Raw genomic sequence first — 17,690 nt, forward strand, 5'->3', positions numbered from 1 at the left:
TGACCGTGCTCGGTGCCTTGCTGCCGTTCCGACCCCAGATTGCCCACCGGCTCACTGCACCGGTGCCGCGAGGTGGGAAACCCTGACCCAAAAGTTGAACCAAGCGCTCTTTTGCTCGAGTTCTCCGTGCTGGACCTTCCGCGCGTTGTCGAAGTCGGTTTCCAGCATGTTGATGACCTCGCCGGTGAACTCCTCGTCGTCAACGGCCATGGTCACCTCAAAGTTGAGGCGGAACGAGCGGTTGTCGAAATTGGCGGTTCCGATCGTGCAGTAGCGGTCGTCGATGACCGTGACCTTGTGGTGCATGAACCCCTTCTGGTAGCGATAGACCGCGATCCCTGCAGCGTGAAGATCGGGGACATAGGACCAGCTGGAGAGGTCGACCATGTGGCTGTCTCCTTTTTCGGGGATCAGGATCCTGACTTCGACACCGCGAAGGGCGGCGAGCTGGAGAGCGCTGATGAACTGGGCATCGGGAACGAAGTAGGGACTCGCGATCCACAATCGGGACTCCGCTTTGTTGATGGCGTGGAGAAAGAAGAGTGTGCAGGTTTCCAGTGGATCCACTGGTCCGGATGGAAGGCAGATCAAGCGCTTGTCGGCGCCGTTTGCCGCAGGGCGGGGGGTCCAGTTGAGCCCGGGAAGTTCCACCTTCGCTGCCCAGTGCCAGTCCTCGGCGAATGAGACCTGGATGGTCTGGACGACCGGACCTTCGACCCGCATGTGGGTGTCCCGCCAGTAGCCGACGTCCGGGTCGAGTCCGCGGTATTCGTCGCCAACATTCAGTCCACCGACCCAGGCTTCGATCCCGTCGACAACAAGGATCTTGCGATGGTTTCGGAAGTTGATCTGGAATCGGTTGGCGTCTCCCTGAGTGGTGTTGAACGGAAGGACCTGAACCCCCGCATCGCGGAGCGTGGTGAGGTAGTCCTTGGGCAGCTTGCTGCCGATCTCGTCGTAGAGCAGATGGCAGCGGACGCCCGCCCCGGCCCGTTCGACGAGAGCATCCCGGAGCTGGCGGCCGATTTCGTCATCGCGGATGATGTAGAATTGGACGAGGACGTAATCCTTCGCACGGGCGATACCCTCGAGGATGGAGGTGAAGGTCTGGTCGCCATCAATCAGAAGCTCGGCATCGTTGCCGCGGGTCGCAGGCAGCTTGGCGAGATTTTCCACCACGTGGGGAGCGTTCTCCTCCCGGGGGGCGACAAGTTTTTGGTCGCGCAGGGACTGGTCAAAGGTCTCCCAGAAAGTGGCAAGTTCCTTGCGGTGGGTCCGGCGTGCGGTGACGTATCCCCGGAAGTCGCTCCTGCCGAAAACCCAATAGGCGGGAACGGCGACGTAGGGCATCGTGTTCAGTGAAATGGCCCACGCAATGGCCCCTTGGGAGGTCCGGGTCTCCATCACGGCACTGACGGAAGTGAGTGCTCCCGTGACGTGGGCGAGGACGACAAAGCCTCGGACCAGCCTTTTCCGGTTTCGGGCGGCGAACGCCCGCATCCGTTTCAGATGGCCAGGTTGATTCGTCCCTTCGTCGAGTGAATCCCGATTACTCATTCAAGAGCCATGGCGGGACGGGTCGGTCGGTGTCGAGGCAAAAGGCTCACTCAGGAGCCGTGTCGTAGCGTCCCCGAGCACGTGTTCTCATCAATCTGCCTCGCGGAGGTGTAGCTTGAGGATGCGCTCGATCTCCTCGATACCGACAGGGTGGTGGTGAGCACTGTGGCCGGAGGGCACGATCTTCTCCGATTGGGCGCCCTTGAGGTGGGAACTCCAGTAGGCGACGATTCCGTCGCTCGAGTCGGGGGTGTCTCCCTTGCCACGGTCGCCCATCACCGAGTGATAGGGGATGCTTGGATGAATGGGATACTTGTTGATCTCCTTCACGAAGGGATTGTTGGGCGAAAGGGTGTCGACGCTGCTGGGTGCCCGCTTCAAGGCGAAGGCCGAGGCGTCGGCGGTTGCGACCGAAGCGGCCGCATTGCGGACGTCGGCCATGAACCCGGGCAGCTTCACCAGCCGGTTGAGGAGTCGGACGATGGGATTGTCCGCGCCTTCCGATCCGCGGTGGGGACCGGCGACCATGATCGCGCGATCGATGTTGGGGACGTGGTTGAAGATGAGGGAGTCCTCGAGGAGTTGTCGGCTGGATCCTCCGATTTTGGTCTCTTCGGGTGGCTTTCCAAACAACTTGAGCCACATGCTTTCTCCGACATCGGTGATCATCAGTCGGGTGACGAGACTGCCCATGCTGTGACCGACGATGACCATGTCCTTGTGATCGGGGACTTCCTGTTGGACTTCCTCTAGCTGCTCGCGGAGGAGCGACGCGGAGTACGGGTAGGGATAGCCACTCGGGTAGCTGAATACCCAGAACTGGTAATGGTCCCGGATTTCCTCATCCTGAATGATGTCGAAGAAGGCCGGGGCCCAAGTGGCGGGGGTACTGTCGAGTCCGTGGATCATCAGCACGGGAATGCGCTCGGGATCGTAGGGCTGAAGGAACGTGAGGACCGAGGTGTCGCTGAATTTCTGGGGATCGAGAAGACGAGCAAGCCCGAGCTTGTCGATGCGCGACTTGGAAAGTCCGTACATCACCGCGGCTCCGTAGTCGGCGGCGAGCTGGTGTTGCTTTCCGGCAACGGAGATCTTGTGGGCCTGATAGGGGTCCATGAGCTCCAGGGTTGCGGTGTTCCCCTTGAAACGCATCAGGGCGGTCAGGTTCCTCAGAGGTTGGTTGAGGCGGTAGGACTCGAAGCCGATCCTGTCGGTCGACTTGCTAGCCACGAGAGGGGCGCCGACTCCGCTGACCTTTGACTGGTGCTCGGCGTAGTCCCCTTCGAATTCAAGGATGTCGATGGGAATCAGCCGTGCCTCGGGTGGAGTGAAGCTGGCGGGTCCCTTGATGGTCAGCCGTCGAACTCCTCCGGGGCTGGTGAACAAGAGCTGCGAGTCGGAAATGGAGTCCTGGTTCTTGTTCAGTGCCTCAAGAAAGCGCGACAATCGTTCGTTGTAGACGGGAATGGCGGCCGTGTCCCCTCGTTCGATTCCCCGGTAGGCAACCCGGATTTGATCAACGAGCAAGGGAAGTGAGTGGGCGGTGGCCCGGTAGCCGCTGGCAGGCTGAACCTCCTCGACCTTGATGGGTGCGGTACAGCTCGTGAAAAGTGCGACCGCGAGAACCATGATGATGCGGATGGAAAGCCTATGCATGCCGGTGAGTCGAATGGAGTCAGAGCAGTGTGTCGAGGCAGGAGATGATCAGAAGCACGATATAGATCAGGGGGAAGAGCCAGCGAAGCACAGCTGACCGTGGGGCATGGAGTACGGTGATCATCGTGGTGGGAGCGGGATCCGGAAATCGAGGGGTTGCGCAGTTCCGCCGAGTCCGCTGGCGTGGCTACTGACCAGAATCACCACGTCCGGGGTGTTCGTCCCAGCCTCGGTCAGACCCGTTGCAGCAGGATTGGACCCACCCAGGCGTGGGTGATCCCGTGTGGGACCAGTAGCCACTCCCGATCCGGGGGCAAAACCCTGGAGATCAGGGATTGTACCAAATCGGTGAGGTGTAGGCGCGTTCGTTGATGGTCATGCGGGTGCCTTCGAGCGGTTCTGCGCCGAGGCGGACGGCGTCGTAGGCGGTCCAGCGTGGTGTGGGAATCTCGAGGACCCGAACGTAGTAGAAGGCATGGAGCGAGGGGTCGAAGTCGGGATCTTCCCAGACGGTGATCAGTTCGGGTTCGCCGATGGTGTTGGTCCAAGTGGCGGTTTCAAGGTCGACGGTGCTGCCGACACTCGGGAGCTTGCCGTCGGGACCGGGCTTGCGGTCGTCGCTCCACGCGACGTCGTAGACTTTTTCCTGAAGTTCGCCTGACGAATCCATCCAGCCTTTGATGATCTGGATGCGGTCGAGATTGGCTCCGATCGGGTCCTTCATGGCGGCAACGAGGAAGGTTGGTGACTTGCCGGCCGGAGCCTTGTGCATATCGGCTCCCATGGGTACGCCTTTCTCATAGCCAGCGAAGGCCGGGTTGCGGGTGTGGGCATCGGTCTCGTCGAAATCCCAGCCGCCGAAGAAGCGGACAATCATCCGCGAGCCGGTGGTCGCGTAGGTTTCCTTGCGCTGCATGGCGTCCCAGATTGAGGCGCGTGTATTCTCCTCGGCCCAGACTGCGGCGTAGCCTGAGGCGCCGACTTCCCAGTCATAGATGGCGACTCCGGTCTCCTTGTTGTCCATGAACTTGGCCTGCATCCTCTCCTTGCCGGGCTCTTGAGGGGTCGTTTTACCGAAGAAATTCTCTTCCGCCATTGCCGGCAGACCGGTGTGGGCGTCGCTACTGCCGACCAAGCCGAACTTGTAGGGGTTGGTGCCGAGCTTGGCCTGCAGCTTGAGTCCACTCTTCAGGGCTGACCGGGAATACTCGCCGGCAAGCATCTCATTGGTCTTGGCCTGACTGCCGTCGAGATTGCCCTTGTCCCAGGTCTCGAAGTCGGCGAATTCGTCGTTGGGTGAGAGGAATGGGTGAGCCTCTCCATCTCCCTTGGTTTGGGTGGTTTCGTAGAGGCGTTCCCACTTGGCTCGTTCCTTGGCATAGTCAGCATCGAGCGCCTTGCCAAAGGCTTCTTCGACGGGGAACATCGTTCCATTGCTCAGGTTGCCGTTGTGGGCGATCGCCAGCACGTTGCCTCCGGTCTTCTCCTCGTAGGATTCCATCCATTTCCACAGGTCGACGGGGTTGATGCTGCCCATCGGAGGGTAGCAGGTGAATGGAACGACCTCGCTGGCCTTGTCGGCGTTGTCGCGGAAGATGACATTGCGGTGGAGGTTGTTGCCCTTGTCGAGGGAAGTCCACTCGTAGCCGATGAAGGCGGTGAACCGACCGGGTTCGTTGTAGTGCTCGGCGGCGTCGATGGTTTCCTGCCAGGCATTCTTGTAGGGACGCGTGCCGGGCAAGTACATCAATTTCTCAGGGAAGGTGCCTTGGGAGAATTGGCCGATGATGTCGAGTGCGGCCTCGGCCCCTTTTCCTGCCTTGATCATGTTGTACCACTTCTTTCCCTCCGGTTCGGCGAGGATCTCGGGCTTGCCTGCAAAAAGATCGGGGAAGAACCCCATGTTGTCGGAGTGGTCGGCCACTACAAGAAAGTCGAGGGGGCGGGAGAGCTTGGCAGGTTGCCCGCTGGAGGCGGTGACCTGCTCGCCGCGGGCGAACTTCAGCGCATCGCGCGGCGTCAACGTGCAACCGAAGGCACCTGCATCCATCGAGAACCCGGTGTGAAGGTGGGTATCGCCAAAGAACGGACGGGAAGGGAAGTTGCGGTCGGCGTAGGGGGAGTAGGGTCGCTCCTTCTGGTTGGCCTCGGCCTTGGACTTGTCCAGGGTGCCGCTGTCCGCCGCGGTATTCTGGGCGTGCGATGCGAGGGGCAGGAAGATCGTGGGCAGGGCTGCGGCGAGCGCGGGGACTAGGTGGGTCGGTTTCATGGCAGTGGAATCCTTGGTGACCTCATCGTGAGCTGTTAGATGACTGGCCGGTTACCACCATTTAAGCCGATGTGAGAGCGGCGGGACAAGAACAAAGATAGGATGACACGGGCCGGCAAGGTCGGGTGCGGCGGGGCCAGGCTCCGGGATGAAGACGGGCTGGGGCAAGCGGCCGGATCGGGGCGCTTCGTCGGCACCGGTCAGGCTGCTGGCAAGTTCACCATCAGGCCCAGAATCCGCTGATCCTCTCGACGCACCAGAAGGCGGCGATGATGCCCGTGGCGTAGACGATCGGTTTGAAGGCGACTTGGTTGATCTTCGGGGAGATTTTTCGGGTGAGCGTGGTGAGGGCGATCGCCACGGCGACGAAGGCGAGCTGTCCGAGTTCGACGCCGATATTAAAGTTCAGCAGGGCGAGGGGGATCTGGTCTTCGGGCAGGCCGACGTCGGAAAGCGCGCCGGCGAAGCCGAAGCCATGGAGGAGACCGAAGCTGAGGGCGACGAGCCAGGGGTAGCGCTCGGTCAGGCCGGGGTTCTCGTCGGTTCTAACAAGCAGCTCGCGGGAGAGGAAGAGGATGCTCAGAGCGATGACCGCTTCGACCGGCGGGCCGGGGATTTCCATCCAGCCGAGGGTGGCGACGCCGAGAGTGACGGAGTGGGCGAGGGTGAAGGCGGTGATGGTTTTCACCAGCGTCCAGCGGTCGCGAACGATGAGCACCAGGCAGAGTACGAAGAGCAGGTGGTCGTAGCCGAAGATGATGTGTTCCACGCCGATGACGATGTAGTCCCACAGCAGGGTGGATGTTTCGGCATCGAATTGGATGGTAGCGGCGGGAGCCTCAGGACGCAGCACCCGGGTCACGGAGCGTCCATCCTGGAGGTTTGCCCGGAGCAGCACATCGGTGAGTCGTGAGCGGGGGCCATCGATCGAGATGGCGCTGCCATCCAACGGACTCTCTCCCGGGTTGACCTTCCAACGCATCAGCAGGGCGTTGCCGAGCGGGCTGGTATTCGGTTCGGTGAGGTTTTCCCAGTCGTCCGGGAACGTGGGTGCGATGGGGAGGGGCTTGCCCTTGAAGTAGGGAAGTTTCCAGGTGACGGAGACGGTCTGGTCGGGGGCCTCGGTGAGCTCGAGGTAGGCAGGCTGCATCTCATGGGCGGTGAGCCGGGGAAGCGAGAGAATCAGTGACAGCATCAAGGCTACCGGGAAGAAGCGAAGGGCCCGCTTTTTCCCTGTCGGTCCCTGATCTCCTCTTCCAAGGTCGGCTCGGCGGTGGCTGTGGAAGAATTTCATGATGCTTCGGTCTCACTTGCCTCTTCTCCGATGACGACGTCGTAGCTTTGGAGCAGTTGGTCGAGCATCTGTTGGTTGAGCTTTTCCCGCTGGTCATAGCGATAGTCACTCTCGACCTTCTCGCGAATGGACTCGAGTGCTGGCAGGCCTCCGGGCGCGCGTTCGGTAATCCGGACCAGATGCATGCCGTAGCTCGATTCCACCGGGCCGAACCATGACCCCGGCTCCTCGTCGGCGATGGCCTCCACGAAGGCTTCGCCAAACTGCCTGCCGATCTGGGAGACCGCGGTAGCGGTGAATTTCGGGCTGAGAAGCGTGGGGTCGGAGGTTTGGTTGGATTCTTCAAATGTGACGGCGCCGGAGTTGAGTTGTTCCAGCATCGTTTCGGCATCGGCCTTCGGGTTTTCCCGCTTCTCGGGGGAGAAGAAGAGTTGTTCGAAACCCACTTCGGGTTCCTTGGCGTAGCGTGCCGAGTTCTCGTTGAGGTAACCTTCGAGTGTTTCGGGAGCGATCTCTTCGAGGTCGGCAATGTCCGAGGTCAGGAACTCCATTTTCTGAGCAAGCCGGCGACGGATGATCGAGTCGCTTTGATCCAGGCCGAGTTTCTTGGCTTCGCGATACAGGATCTCCTCTTTTACGTAGGCATCAACGAGGCCCTTGAACTCCGTTTCGGTCGGTGGACGGTTCCAGCGTGCGGTCCATTCGTCCTCGAGAATGGCGAGGATGTCGCCGTTGATATCGATGCGATAGGGATCCTCGAGATCGACAGATTCGGATGGGGCGACCTTGGAGTAGAGCAGGAAGATCCCGGCGCCGATGAGCAGGAAGACGACCAGGGGGTCACGAAGCAGCTTCATGCTGTAGTGATAGCCGAATCTCCCGGAACGTCTAGCGATTCAGATAGAGGTATCCGGCGTTGAGGTAGGTCGCGTAGCCCACCCAGCAGAAATAGGGAATCAGGAGTCGCGATGCCAGACGGTCGATCCTGTGGAAAGCGAAAATGGTGAGAAGGATTCCCAGGGCCATGGTCACGATCACCACGAGTGCCATGGCGATCTGATGGGCTCCGAAAAAGACCGGAGTCCACGCAAGGTTGAGTGCGAACTGGGAGATGAAAAGGGTGATGGCCTTGGTTCGGTTGGGGCCGGCCTTGGCCCGGTGCCAGATCAAGGCGATGGCCGTTCCCATCATCGCGTAGAGCAGGGTCCAGACGGGGCCGAAGACCCAGTTCGGTGGGTTCCCGGGAGGTTGGTCGAGCGTGGCGAACCAGCCGCGGATCGAGGAGGCCGTCAGCAGGCCGCTGAGGCTGCCGAGCCCTTCGATGACGAGCACGCAGACCACGATCTTTTGCCACAGTTTCATGGGGCGACCCTCATGGCTCGGCGGGTTCGCCTCAAGTGCTGTTTTCTCCGGGTGCGGTTTGGCGGCCCGAAGAAGCTCGGCCCCGGTCTTTCGTCTTGCGCCTTCCGGATTGGTGTGGGAGGGACTGGGAACCTTCCGACCATGGATTCATCGAGCAAACAAGACCTCGCCGAACTTCTGTTCCTCGCCCTCTATCAGGACAATCATCTTTCGCTTGAGGAGGACAGCATGCTGCAGAAGGCGCTTGATGCCCTTGGCTGGGAGCCCAGCGAGAAGACGGGCCCCTCGGTGAACAAGGCATTCGCTGCAGTGCGTGAGGCCCATTCGTCGGATGAGAAGAAGGAGGCATTCTTTACGGAACGCGCTGCCCGGCTGAAGGCGGGGGGACACGGTTCCATCGCCCTCGAGTGGCTCGGCAAGGTGCTGGCCTCTGATGGCTTTGAGGGCGGTGAGGCCCAGTTCCTGCTCCGTGCGAAGCGGCTGCTTTTCTGAGGTTCGGCCGGCCCCGGTATCTGGAGTTTCAGTCTTCCGGCAGGACCCGGATCAGCACCGGCTTTCGGGTTCCCAGGAGGGCGGCTGCTGCGTTCTCGACCTGAGCAGGGGTGAGTTTCTGGTAGATCCCGGGGAGTTCCCGGTGGTGGCTTGCGGGAAGGCCGAAGAGAAGATCGATGGCCGCATGTCGGGCGATGGAGCCGGGGGCCTGCTGGTCCAGTGCGGTGGCACTGAGGACTGTGGAGCGCACCCGTTCGAAGGCATCATCCGGGATGCCTCCTGTGGCGAGTTTGCCGATCTCGGACATCAACTCCGATTCAGCGAGCTCGATCTGGGCCGGATCGGTCGCCATGTAGAAGGCGAAGAGACCGGTGTCGTGCCCATGGAACTGGGTGGCACCGACCTGATAGGCCAACCCGAGATCCTCGCGGATCCGTGTGAACAGCGGTCCGGCCATGTCGCTGGCCCATTCGTTGAGCATGCGCAGGGCGTGACGATGTTCATCCAGTGCCGCGCTTCCGGGGTAGCCGATGGCGAGAACCGCCTGCTTTTTGTCGACGTGGATCACGTCCTCCGATGGATCTAGTATTTCTGACGGTTCGGGATGCCACGGGTCTCCCTCCGGAAGCTCGTTGAATGCCTTGGAGAGCAGGTCACGTGCTTCCTCCGGGTCGAAATCGCCGGCCAGGGCGACGGCAAGGTTGGGTCCGCGGACATGCAGGGAATGGTGGGCGGCCAGGGAGAGCCGGCTCAATGACTCGACGGAATCCTCATTTCCCAGGGTGGGGATCCCGTAGCCATGGCGACCGAAGAGTCGCTGGCGTAGGTGACGGAAGGCAACCGACAGCGGGTCCTGGAGCGTCTCGCGCAGGGAGGTGAGCTGCGATGCCTTCTCGCGATCGATGGAATCCGAGTCGAGCGCGGGGTCGGACAATACCTCGCCGAAGAGGGGGACGAGCGTTCCGAGATCCGGGGAGAGACCTGCCAGTTGGAGCAGCAGCGAGTTGTTGCCGGCCGAGGCACCGATGCTCGCACCCAGAGATTCGAGGGTATTGGCGAGTTCTTCGGCGCTGCGGTGGCGTGTCGCTTGTGGCATCGCGGCGGCGAGCAGGCGGTTGATGCCGGCGGTCTGTGATGTTTCCGAAGTCGAACCTGCTCGGACGGCTGACTGGAGGGCGACAACCGGGACCTTCGGGTCGGGCAGGAGCGCGATGGTGGTTCCGTTGGCGAGGGTGAAGGTCTCGGGTTCCGTGCGCTTGCGGGTGGGGGAGCGGGTGGCCGAGGGAGCGGAGACCCCCTCCGGATCGAGAATGGTGAGTGACTCCCGGGAATCCGTGAGGGTGGCCAGGGCGCGGCGGACGTCGGCCGCGGTCACCGCCTCGAGTTGGGCGAGGTAGCGCCGGGTGAAGTCGAGATCGCGGGCTTCGTGCCAGTTGGAGGCGAGGTCGGTGGCTCGCCCGGAGACCGTGGTCAAGGAGCGGAACTGGGTGGCGGCGATCTGGCGTTTGGCCTTCATCATGTCGTCTTCGAATGAGGATGACGAGAAGGCCGAGAGTTCTTCACGAATGGCTGCGATCAGCGCATCGCGCTGGTCGGGCTGGACTTCGGCGGACACCGCGAAGATTCCGATCTGGTTGGCCATCGACCAGGACCACGATGAGATCTCGAGCGCCAGGCCACGTTCCTCCCGGAGCTTGCGATAGAGGCGTGCCGAGCGGCCGCGGCCGAGCATGGCTGCGGCGAGATCGAAGGCGGGAACATCGGGGTGCCCGAGTGCCGGGATCTTCCAGCCGAGGGTGACCTTCGAGGCGGGTACGGCGAAGGTCGCACGGTTGGTCCGCGGTGCGAGCTGCACCGGCTCGGCGGGAATCAACGGCTCGGCGCTGGCAGAGCGTGGAAGTGAGGCGAAGACCCGATCGATGGTCTGACGCAGGGAGTCCGGGTCGAAGTTCCCGGCGATGCACAGGCAGGTGTGGTCGGGGCTGTAGCGTTCCCGGTGGTATCTACGAAGGTCATCGTAGGTGATGGAGTCGAACAGCTCGCGGTAGCCGATGACCGGGTGGCGGCGCGGGTCGTGACTGAAGACGGTCGAGAACAGGAGCCGGGATGCACGGTCATCCGGGTCATCGAGACCCATGTCGATCTCGCGCCGGATGACGTCCTTTTCCTTCTCGAACTCGCTCTCCGGGAGGTGGGGCTTGAAGACCATGGCGCACAGGACATCCAGGAAAGTGGTCAGTCCGGTGTCGGGGCCGTCGATGTAGTAGACCGTGCGGTCGAAGGAGGTGTAGGCGTTCCAGTGTCCGCCGGCGGCCTGTACGGATTCGGCCAGCTCGACCGGGCCGAAGTCGCCGCCGCCCTTGAAGACCATGTGTTCGAGGAAGTGGGATAGTCCCGCACCGAGGTGGGCGCCTTCGTGGATGGAGCCGGTTTCGACCCAGAGCTGCGTGCTGACGACCGGGGCGGACGGGTCGGGGTCCAGAATGAGTGACAGCCCGTTGGGCAGGGTTTCCAGGGTGGCGGAGGTGGACGGGAATTCCATGACTTGCGACCACCATGAATGACCTTTCCTGATTGTCGAATGATGAGTGCTTGCGGGTGTGCGCCCGGCGGTGGATGGTCGCCGGGTGAACGAGGAGAATCCGTATGCTCCACCGTCGGCGGACGGAGATGGGGATCTTGCCCGGCAAAAGGAGGCGCTGCGCGAGATCGTCCTCGGCTGGGAAAAACTCAGGCTGATCTACAACGTGATCCTGCTGGTCCCGGGGCTGTTGGTTCTAACACTCTGGACGAACCGTCATGGCATGCCGTGGGCCGCCGCGGTGGCGAGTGCGGTGTTTGTGGGCATCGGCGCGAACATCGCCTACCTGCTCGGGCCGCTGACGGAGCTCTATTTCCGCGGACTGTTCCGCAATGGGGAGTCCATCGGCCGCGGACGGTGGCTGATTTTCGGCGGTGGGCTGGTGGTTTCGTCCGGCGTCTTCCTGCTTGCGCTGGTTGGCGGGCTGGTCTGACGGAGAAAGCCAGCAGCCTGGTCCGGGTTCCCGGGTGCGCTCACCCGGGATCGCTTGGTCCGCAGGCCCCCTACGAGGTCACCGCGCTGCGGTCGTCATCGAGGCCGGACTTTTCGAGGAAGTAGTCGTAGCCCCCGGTGTAGCGGGTCACGGTGCTGGCGGTGTCGTCCTCATTGCGCGCGATGTGCAAAGTGGTTTCCGCCAGATTGCGGATGAAGTGCACGTCGTGGGAAATAAACACCAAGGTGCCTTCGTACGCTTTCAGGGCGTTCACCAGGGAATCGATGGAGAGGATGTCGAGGTGGGTCGTCGGTTCGTCCATCAGCAGGAGGTTCGGAGGGTCGACGAGGAATTTCACGAGGTTGAGTCGCGACTTTTCTCCTCCTGAGAGGATGCCACAGCGTTTCTCGACATCGGCGCGGCGGAAGAGGAAGGAGCCGAGGATGGCACGCGCGTCTTCTTCGCGAAGGGTCGGGCAGGAATCCATCACTTCATCGAGGACGCGGTTGGATTCGTTGAGGGTCTCCGAGCGGTGCTGGGAGTAGTAGCCCTGCTTGGTGAGGTAGCCGACTTCGCGTTCGCCACCGGTGATGTCGAGTTGCCCGCCGAGGAGCTTGAGCAGAGTGGACTTGCCGGCGCCGTTCGGTCCGACCAGGACGATCTTGTCGCCGCGTTCGATGGTGAGATCGAGGCCTTCGTAGATGACCTTGTCGTTGCCGTAGGCGAAGTCGATCTTCTTGAGGTCGATGACCTTCTGGTTTGATCGATCGGGCTGGGGGAAGGTGAACTTGAACGGCTTGCGCGGAGCCCGCGGTTTCTCGATCTTGTCGAGCTTCTCGAGGAACTTGATGCGTGATTGGACCTGAGCGGCTTTCGAACCGACCTGGCGGAAGCGGTCGATGAATTCCTGGTGGCCTTCGATCTCCTTGCGCTGGTTGCGGTAGGCCTGGACCTTCTGTTCGTAGGTCTTTTCCCGCTGGTCGAGGTAGGACGAGTAGTTGCCGGTGTAGGAGATAAGCTCGGCGGCGTCGGGATCGATTTCGACGACGGTCTCGATGATGGCGTCCATGAAATCCCGGTCGTGGGAAATGAGGAAGACGGCACCGGGGTAGTTCATCAGGTAGCGTTGGAACCAAAGCAGGGTGATGAGGTCGAGGTGGTTGGTGGGCTCGTCGAGCATGAGCAGGTCGGGCTCCATGACGAGGAGGCGGGCGAGGTAGGCGCGCATGACCCAACCGCCGGAGTACTCGCGTGCGGGGCGGTTGAAATCGCCCTGCTTGTAGCCGAGTCCGGCGAGGATCTTCTTGGCTTTGGGCTCGAGTTGATAGCCGTTGAGCGCGGTGAACTGGTCGACGGCCTCGGCGTAGTCCTTGTGTTCGGTGGTGCCTGCGGCTTCGTGCTCACGAATGGTGCGGAGGTATTGGATGATCTCCGGGGTGATGCCGATGGCGATCTCGAGGATGGTCTCATCGCCCGGGTCACCCGCTTCCTGGGCGAGGCTGCCGGTGATGGCATACTCGTCGCGATCGACGGTGCCACTGTCGATGTCCTCTTCGCCGAGGATCATCTTGAAGAGGGTCGATTTGCCGGCGCCATTGGGACCGACGAGGGCGACGCGCTCGCCCCAGTTGATGGTCATGTCCGCGTCGCGGAACAGGGTTCGGCCGCCGAGCGTCTTCGTGAGCTTCTTGATTGTGAGCACGCCGGGGAGGTAGGGGGTAATCGGTCGATTTTGAAACCCTTTTTTGTGTGGATTCCCTGCTTGATGAGGAATCGAGGATTGATCCGGAGTGGTCTTGCGGTTTCGGGACGTCCTGATTGATAGTAGCGCTGTGAAAAGGCGCGATTGGATTTGGCTGGCTGGTGGTGGGCTTTTGGGAAGCTGTGGTCCGATGGGGGGTGGCGGAAGCGGCGGCAGGGACTGGGACAGGGATGTGCTGGACCGCGCGGATACGATCGCCCGGGCGGGCGGGGGTCGTGGCTGGGGGGCGTGGGAGGGTAGCAGTCTCAGGAAATCGTGGCGGACCCACGAGCGGGGGCCGGCGCTGAGCATCACGAAGGCGCTCGGATGTCTCGCCTGTGCCCGGGCTGCGGGTGAGGGCTGGCTTCGTGCGGATGAGAAGGTGGCGGACACCTTGTCGGAGTGGAGGGGTCAGGGAGGGAAGGAATCCATCACGGTGCAGATGCTTCTGCAGATGACGGCGGGCCTGAAGGAGGGCGCTGGCGAGTTGTATCGACGCTCCATCGCCGACAAGGGGAAGGTTGCGATCGCGTTGCCCTTGCTGGATGCGCCGGGCACGAGATTTCGCTACGGCCCGGCATGCTGGGAGGTGCTTGCCGAGCTGCTCCATCGCAAGGCGGTGGCGCGCGGAGAGACCCTTGAAAAATTCCTCCACCGTGCGGTGATGCGTCCGATTGGCCTGAGCAGTCCGGACTGGCGTTCGGACCAGCGCGGGCGCTTCTACCTGTCGACGGGTACGGAGCTCACCGTAACGGGGCTGGGTCGGCTTGGGCGGACGCTGGGAGACCTGTTGTCCGGGCGGGATACGGCAGGCATCAGCGCGGGTGCTTTCCGGGCGATGTCGCGCCCGTCCCGAGCCAACGCGATGTTCGGCGGGGGGCTGTGGCGAAACAGTCGCGGGGGACGGGAAATCGAGATCGAGGATGAACTGGAACCGCCGAAGAGTCCGGGGTTCTGGCGCAACGCCTGCATTTCCAAGAGGCAGCCATCCACGATGGTGGCGCTGGTCGGTTCGGCGGGTCAGCGGGTGTTCATCTGGCCGGCCGAGCGCCGGGTGATCGCGCGGCTCGGATACTCCCGAAGCTGGAAGGACGGCACGCTGCTGCGTGCCGTGTGACGGTTCACCCTACTTCTTCTTGCACACCTGCAGGTTGGCTTCCGCCATTTTCAGGTGATAGCCCGAACCGAAGGGAATCTCCGGGCCGCGACCACCAATGGCTTGGTAGGCCGAGGCGAGGTCGTTCTGCTTCCAGCGTGCGAAGAGGGGGATGGGGCGTTGATACGTACCGAGCAGGGTGACGTCCCAGCCGTTCGAGACGTAGTAGCGGTAGGGGATGCCGGAGTCGTCCTGAACGACGGATTTGCAGTTGGCGAGGGTCCAGTCGCGGATGCCGGAGAAGTTCGGGTCGTGCTGCAGGTAGGAGGCCGCCTTGAAGTAGCCGGTGGCCCCGGAATACTGTCCAAGCCAGCTTTGGAATCCGCTGTCGAATCCGCGGTTCGAAAGATCGGCGGACACGTAGATGAGGCGCTTGTTGCCGCCGCGGCTGGTGCGGAAACGGACCTCCACCCCGGGGCGACCTGCGGCGGAAATCGACTGCACGTTGTCGACCCGGGCACCCATCAGGCCGAGACTGGTCAGAAGGATGGGCGTAACGGCTGGGGCCTGGCGCATTTCCTTGGTGATGTAGTAGCCGTGGCGCAGCGGTTCATCCATCACGATGGAAAGCCGCCTGAGGAGCCCCGAAGGGTCACCCGAGAGGTCGGGAATGCCGCCGACGGGTTCGAGACCGATGAGGACGTAGGTGGAGGCCTGCGGAAACATGGAGGTCCCGTAGAGGACGTCCGGCCCGCCGAACGGGTAGACCACCGTGGACGAGGCGCCGATCAGCGGCTTGATGGTTTCATGGAAGTACTGTTGTTGTCGTAGTGTCCGCTTGGACGCCATCTTCCGCCAGAGGTAGTCGAACTCCAGCGCGTGGGTGTGGTAGTTCCCTTTGGTGCGTTGGTAGGCGGAGAGTGCCTCTCCGTTCTCCACCGGACGGCCGGCGAGGAAGCGCGCGATGTCGTCGACGGTGGGTTCTCCCTTGGCAGGTTGATAGTCCGAGGCGGGGTTCAGGGGAGTCTGGGCCTGCTCGGTGGGCGGCAGGTCGGTGCTGCACTGGGTGAGGCACACGGCAGCGAAGGGAAGGAGGAGCTTTTTCATGATCTTTTCTGGTGAAGTGGGAACCAAAGAGCGGCGGTGATGAGGAGTGTGCCGATACCGATGAGTGAAGGAACCGGTTCGGTTGTGATGGATCGGACGACGATGAAGGCGGTCATGGCGAGGAAAATCGTGGCAGGCAGCAGGAGGATGCGTGGCATGGTCTCGGGTGAGCGCCGGTGGAGGATGAAGACCCCGGCGACGGTGAGCATGGTGCTCAGGGTGAGGCCGATGAGCGTATAGGTGACGAGGGAGGCAAAGCCGGTCGATGTGACCAGCACGAGGGCCAGGGACATCTGGAAATAGAGTGCGACGCGGGGCACCCCGGACTTCGGCGTGAAGGTGGAGAGGGCGGGGGTGCTGCGCCCCATCGCTGCGAGCACCCGGGGGCCGGCCCAGAGCATGGCGCTAACGGAGGCGAACAGGCCGAGCGCGAACAGGCCGGCGATGGGAGCGGCTGCCTTCTCACCGAAGAGGGAAGTGGCCGCGACATGCCCGATCTCGATGACGCCGCGCAATTCACTGACTGGTGCGGCGTGGAGGAAGGCTGCCTGGAGGGCGATGTAGAGAACGGTCACGAGGCTCGTGCCAATGATCAGGGCGCGCCGCACGGTCACGGTGGGTTGCTTCCATTCCTCCAGGCCATACACGGCCGCATTCCAGCCGGAGTAGGCATACAGGACGTAGATCAGCGCGATGGCGAAGCCGGGCTGGAGGATGCGGTCGAGGTCGGTGGCGGGTTCGATGGCCCAGCGGATGTCGCCCTTTCCGGGAAGGATGATCGCGGCGATCAGGAACGCGACGATGAGGGCGAGCTTGAGGCCGGTGGCCGCGGTCTGGACCCGGGCGCTGGTGGTGGCGCTGGCCATGTGGGCGGCGGTGCCGATGATGATGACGGTGATTCCGGCCAGCATCGGGTGGATGCCGGGAATGGCGCTGTGCAGATAGGCTCCGAAGGCCATGGCCGTGATGGCGGTTGGCGCGGCGAAGCCGCTGATGGCAGAGAGGACGCCTGCCATGAATCCGAGGGAGGGATGATAGAGCTCGCCGAGGAAGTGGTGCTCACCTCCGGATTGGGGGAGCGCCTTGGCGATGGCCGCATAGCAAAGGGCTCCGCACAATGCGATGATGCCCCCAATGAGCCAGAGCAGCAGGATCTGGGGTCCGGAATCGAGGTCGAACAGCTGATAGCCGAGGGACGTGAAGGCTCCCGTGCCGACCATGGAAGCAACGACGAGAGAGGTGGCGGCGTAGGAACCTGGAGATCGCACGGACGCAACATCCGGAGGTTTTTCGATCACTCCAAGGAGAACTTTTTGGATGCGGTTTGGAATGCTCCTCCTTGGCCCCGGTTTGAGAAAGCAGAACGGTCTGCAGATCACCGCTGCCGCCCTCCTTCTCGCGCCCCGGGGAAATGCGGAGTCGCGATGACCCATGGCGACGGACAGGGCTTTGACTTGGCCGCAGGGATCGATAGCTTCGGGGCGTGAAGTATTGGCTCATCAAGTCGGAACCCGATGTGTTCGGGATCGAGGATCTGGAAAAAGTGGGTCGGGAACCGTGGGACGGGATCCGGAACTATCAGGCACGCAATTTCATGCGTGACGGGATGGAAGTCGGCGACCTGGCGATCTTCTACCACTCGAATGCCAAGCCGCCCGGTGCGGTGGGAATCGCGAGAGTGGCGAGTGATGTCTATCCGGACCCAACCCAGTTCGACTCGAAGTCGAAGTATCACGATCCCAAGTCAAACCCGGATGAGCCGCGCTGGCTTTTGCGGGATTTCGAATTTGTGCTGAAATTTCCCGAGATGGTCAGCTTGGAGGAATTGAAGGCCGAAGCTGCCTTGGAGGGCATGATGGTAACCCAGCGTGGTACCCGCTTGTCCATCACCCCGGTGGAGGCGAAGCACTTCAAAAAAGTCTGCAAGATGGCCGGCGTGAAGGTGCCGAAGTAGGAGACGGGTGGGGGGCGCTGCAGCGTCCTAGTGTTTCTCTTCTTCGTCAGTCGCTTCGTCGGCCTCTTCGTCGGCCTCTTCGTCGGCCTCTTCGTCGGCCTCTTCGTCGGCCTCTTCGTCGGCCTCTTCGTCGGCCTCTTCGTCGGCC

At 62.3% G+C, this 17,690-nt stretch carries 14 protein-coding genes; 4 read left to right on the forward strand and 10 right to left on the reverse strand.

Annotated features, from left to right (window positions below; all coding sequences use genetic code 11):
- Positions 1-51 precede the first annotated feature (51 nt).
- The 6 genes from cls to JIN81_RS15560 all read right to left on the reverse strand — a co-directional run bounded on the left by cls (position 52) and on the right by JIN81_RS15560 (position 8,138).
- Entirely contained in the window at positions 52-1,557 is a 1,506-nt protein-coding gene (cls, locus tag JIN81_RS15535) for a cardiolipin synthase (RefSeq protein WP_234045032.1), read from the reverse strand.
- Positions 1,558-1,647: 90 nt separating this feature from the next.
- Positions 1,648-3,213 carry an esterase/lipase family protein gene (locus JIN81_RS15540; protein ID WP_200281855.1) on the reverse strand — a complete coding sequence of 522 codons (1,566 nt, stop codon included), beginning with the start codon at positions 3,211-3,213 and terminating at the stop codon, positions 1,648-1,650.
- A 328-nt stretch (positions 3,214-3,541) separates the two neighbouring features.
- The gene (locus tag JIN81_RS15545) at positions 3,542-5,482 is read right to left on the reverse strand and encodes a DUF3604 domain-containing protein (RefSeq protein ID WP_200281857.1); all 1,941 of its coding nucleotides are present in this window, start codon (positions 5,480-5,482) and stop codon (positions 3,542-3,544) included.
- A 223-nt stretch (positions 5,483-5,705) separates the two neighbouring features.
- Complete coding sequence (locus tag JIN81_RS15550) at positions 5,706-6,776, reverse strand: HupE/UreJ family protein (protein ID WP_200281859.1); 1,071 nt, start codon at positions 6,774-6,776, stop codon at positions 5,706-5,708.
- A complete protein-coding gene (locus JIN81_RS15555) occupies positions 6,773-7,633 on the reverse strand; it encodes a peptidyl-prolyl cis-trans isomerase (protein ID WP_200281861.1) in 861 nt (286 codons plus the stop codon). The genes JIN81_RS15550 and JIN81_RS15555 overlap by 4 nt, the downstream gene beginning before the upstream one ends.
- 31 nt (positions 7,634-7,664) lie before the next feature.
- Positions 7,665-8,138, reverse strand: coding sequence for a TspO/MBR family protein (locus tag JIN81_RS15560; protein WP_200281863.1), 474 nt, complete (start codon positions 8,136-8,138; stop codon positions 7,665-7,667).
- Between the two features lie 141 nt (positions 8,139-8,279).
- On the opposite strand from JIN81_RS15560, the gene JIN81_RS15565 reads away from it, so the two are divergent.
- Positions 8,280-8,630 (forward strand): hypothetical protein, encoded by a 351-nt coding sequence (locus tag JIN81_RS15565; RefSeq protein WP_200281866.1) that lies wholly within the window; start codon positions 8,280-8,282, stop codon positions 8,628-8,630.
- Positions 8,631-8,658: 28 nt separating this feature from the next.
- Here the strand turns inward: JIN81_RS15565 and JIN81_RS15570 are convergent, their stop codons facing one another.
- The gene (locus JIN81_RS15570; RefSeq protein WP_200281869.1) at positions 8,659-11,172 is read right to left on the reverse strand and encodes a M16 family metallopeptidase; all 2,514 of its coding nucleotides are present in this window, start codon (positions 11,170-11,172) and stop codon (positions 8,659-8,661) included.
- A gap of 85 nt (positions 11,173-11,257) precedes the next feature.
- Here JIN81_RS15570 and JIN81_RS15575 point away from each other — a divergent pair, with 85 nt between their 5' ends.
- Positions 11,258-11,644 (forward strand): hypothetical protein, encoded by a 387-nt coding sequence (locus tag JIN81_RS15575; protein WP_234045037.1) that lies wholly within the window; start codon positions 11,258-11,260, stop codon positions 11,642-11,644.
- 70 nt (positions 11,645-11,714) lie between these two features.
- On the opposite strand, the gene JIN81_RS15580 is transcribed toward JIN81_RS15575, so the two are convergent.
- On the reverse strand, positions 11,715-13,346 hold the full coding sequence (locus JIN81_RS15580; protein ID WP_200281874.1) for an ABC-F family ATP-binding cassette domain-containing protein: 1,632 nt from the start codon (positions 13,344-13,346) through the stop codon (positions 11,715-11,717).
- Positions 13,347-13,536: 190 nt separating this feature from the next.
- Between JIN81_RS15580 and JIN81_RS15585 the strand changes: the two genes are divergently transcribed.
- Positions 13,537-14,502: a serine hydrolase domain-containing protein gene (locus tag JIN81_RS15585; protein WP_234045038.1), complete on the forward strand. Its 966-nt coding sequence runs from the start codon at positions 13,537-13,539 to the stop codon at positions 14,500-14,502.
- A 9-nt stretch (positions 14,503-14,511) separates the two neighbouring features.
- On the opposite strand, the gene JIN81_RS15590 is transcribed toward JIN81_RS15585, so the two are convergent.
- Together JIN81_RS15590 and JIN81_RS15595 are read right to left on the reverse strand one after the other, a co-directional pair.
- The gene (locus tag JIN81_RS15590) at positions 14,512-15,588 is read right to left on the reverse strand and encodes a hypothetical protein (RefSeq protein ID WP_200281881.1); all 1,077 of its coding nucleotides are present in this window, start codon (positions 15,586-15,588) and stop codon (positions 14,512-14,514) included.
- Positions 15,585-16,856 carry an APC family permease gene (locus JIN81_RS15595; RefSeq protein ID WP_200281884.1) on the reverse strand — a complete coding sequence of 424 codons (1,272 nt, stop codon included), beginning with the start codon at positions 16,854-16,856 and terminating at the stop codon, positions 15,585-15,587. The genes JIN81_RS15590 and JIN81_RS15595 overlap by 4 nt, the downstream gene beginning before the upstream one ends.
- A 215-nt stretch (positions 16,857-17,071) precedes the next feature.
- Here JIN81_RS15595 and JIN81_RS15600 point away from each other — a divergent pair, with 215 nt between their 5' ends.
- Positions 17,072-17,542 (forward strand): EVE domain-containing protein, encoded by a 471-nt coding sequence (locus tag JIN81_RS15600; protein WP_200281898.1) that lies wholly within the window; start codon positions 17,072-17,074, stop codon positions 17,540-17,542.
- Positions 17,543-17,690: the final 148 nt, after the last annotated feature.

This window comes from Haloferula rosea, assembly GCF_016595525.1.
GTDB classification, from domain to species: Bacteria; Verrucomicrobiota; Verrucomicrobiia; order Verrucomicrobiales; family Akkermansiaceae; genus Haloferula; species Haloferula rosea.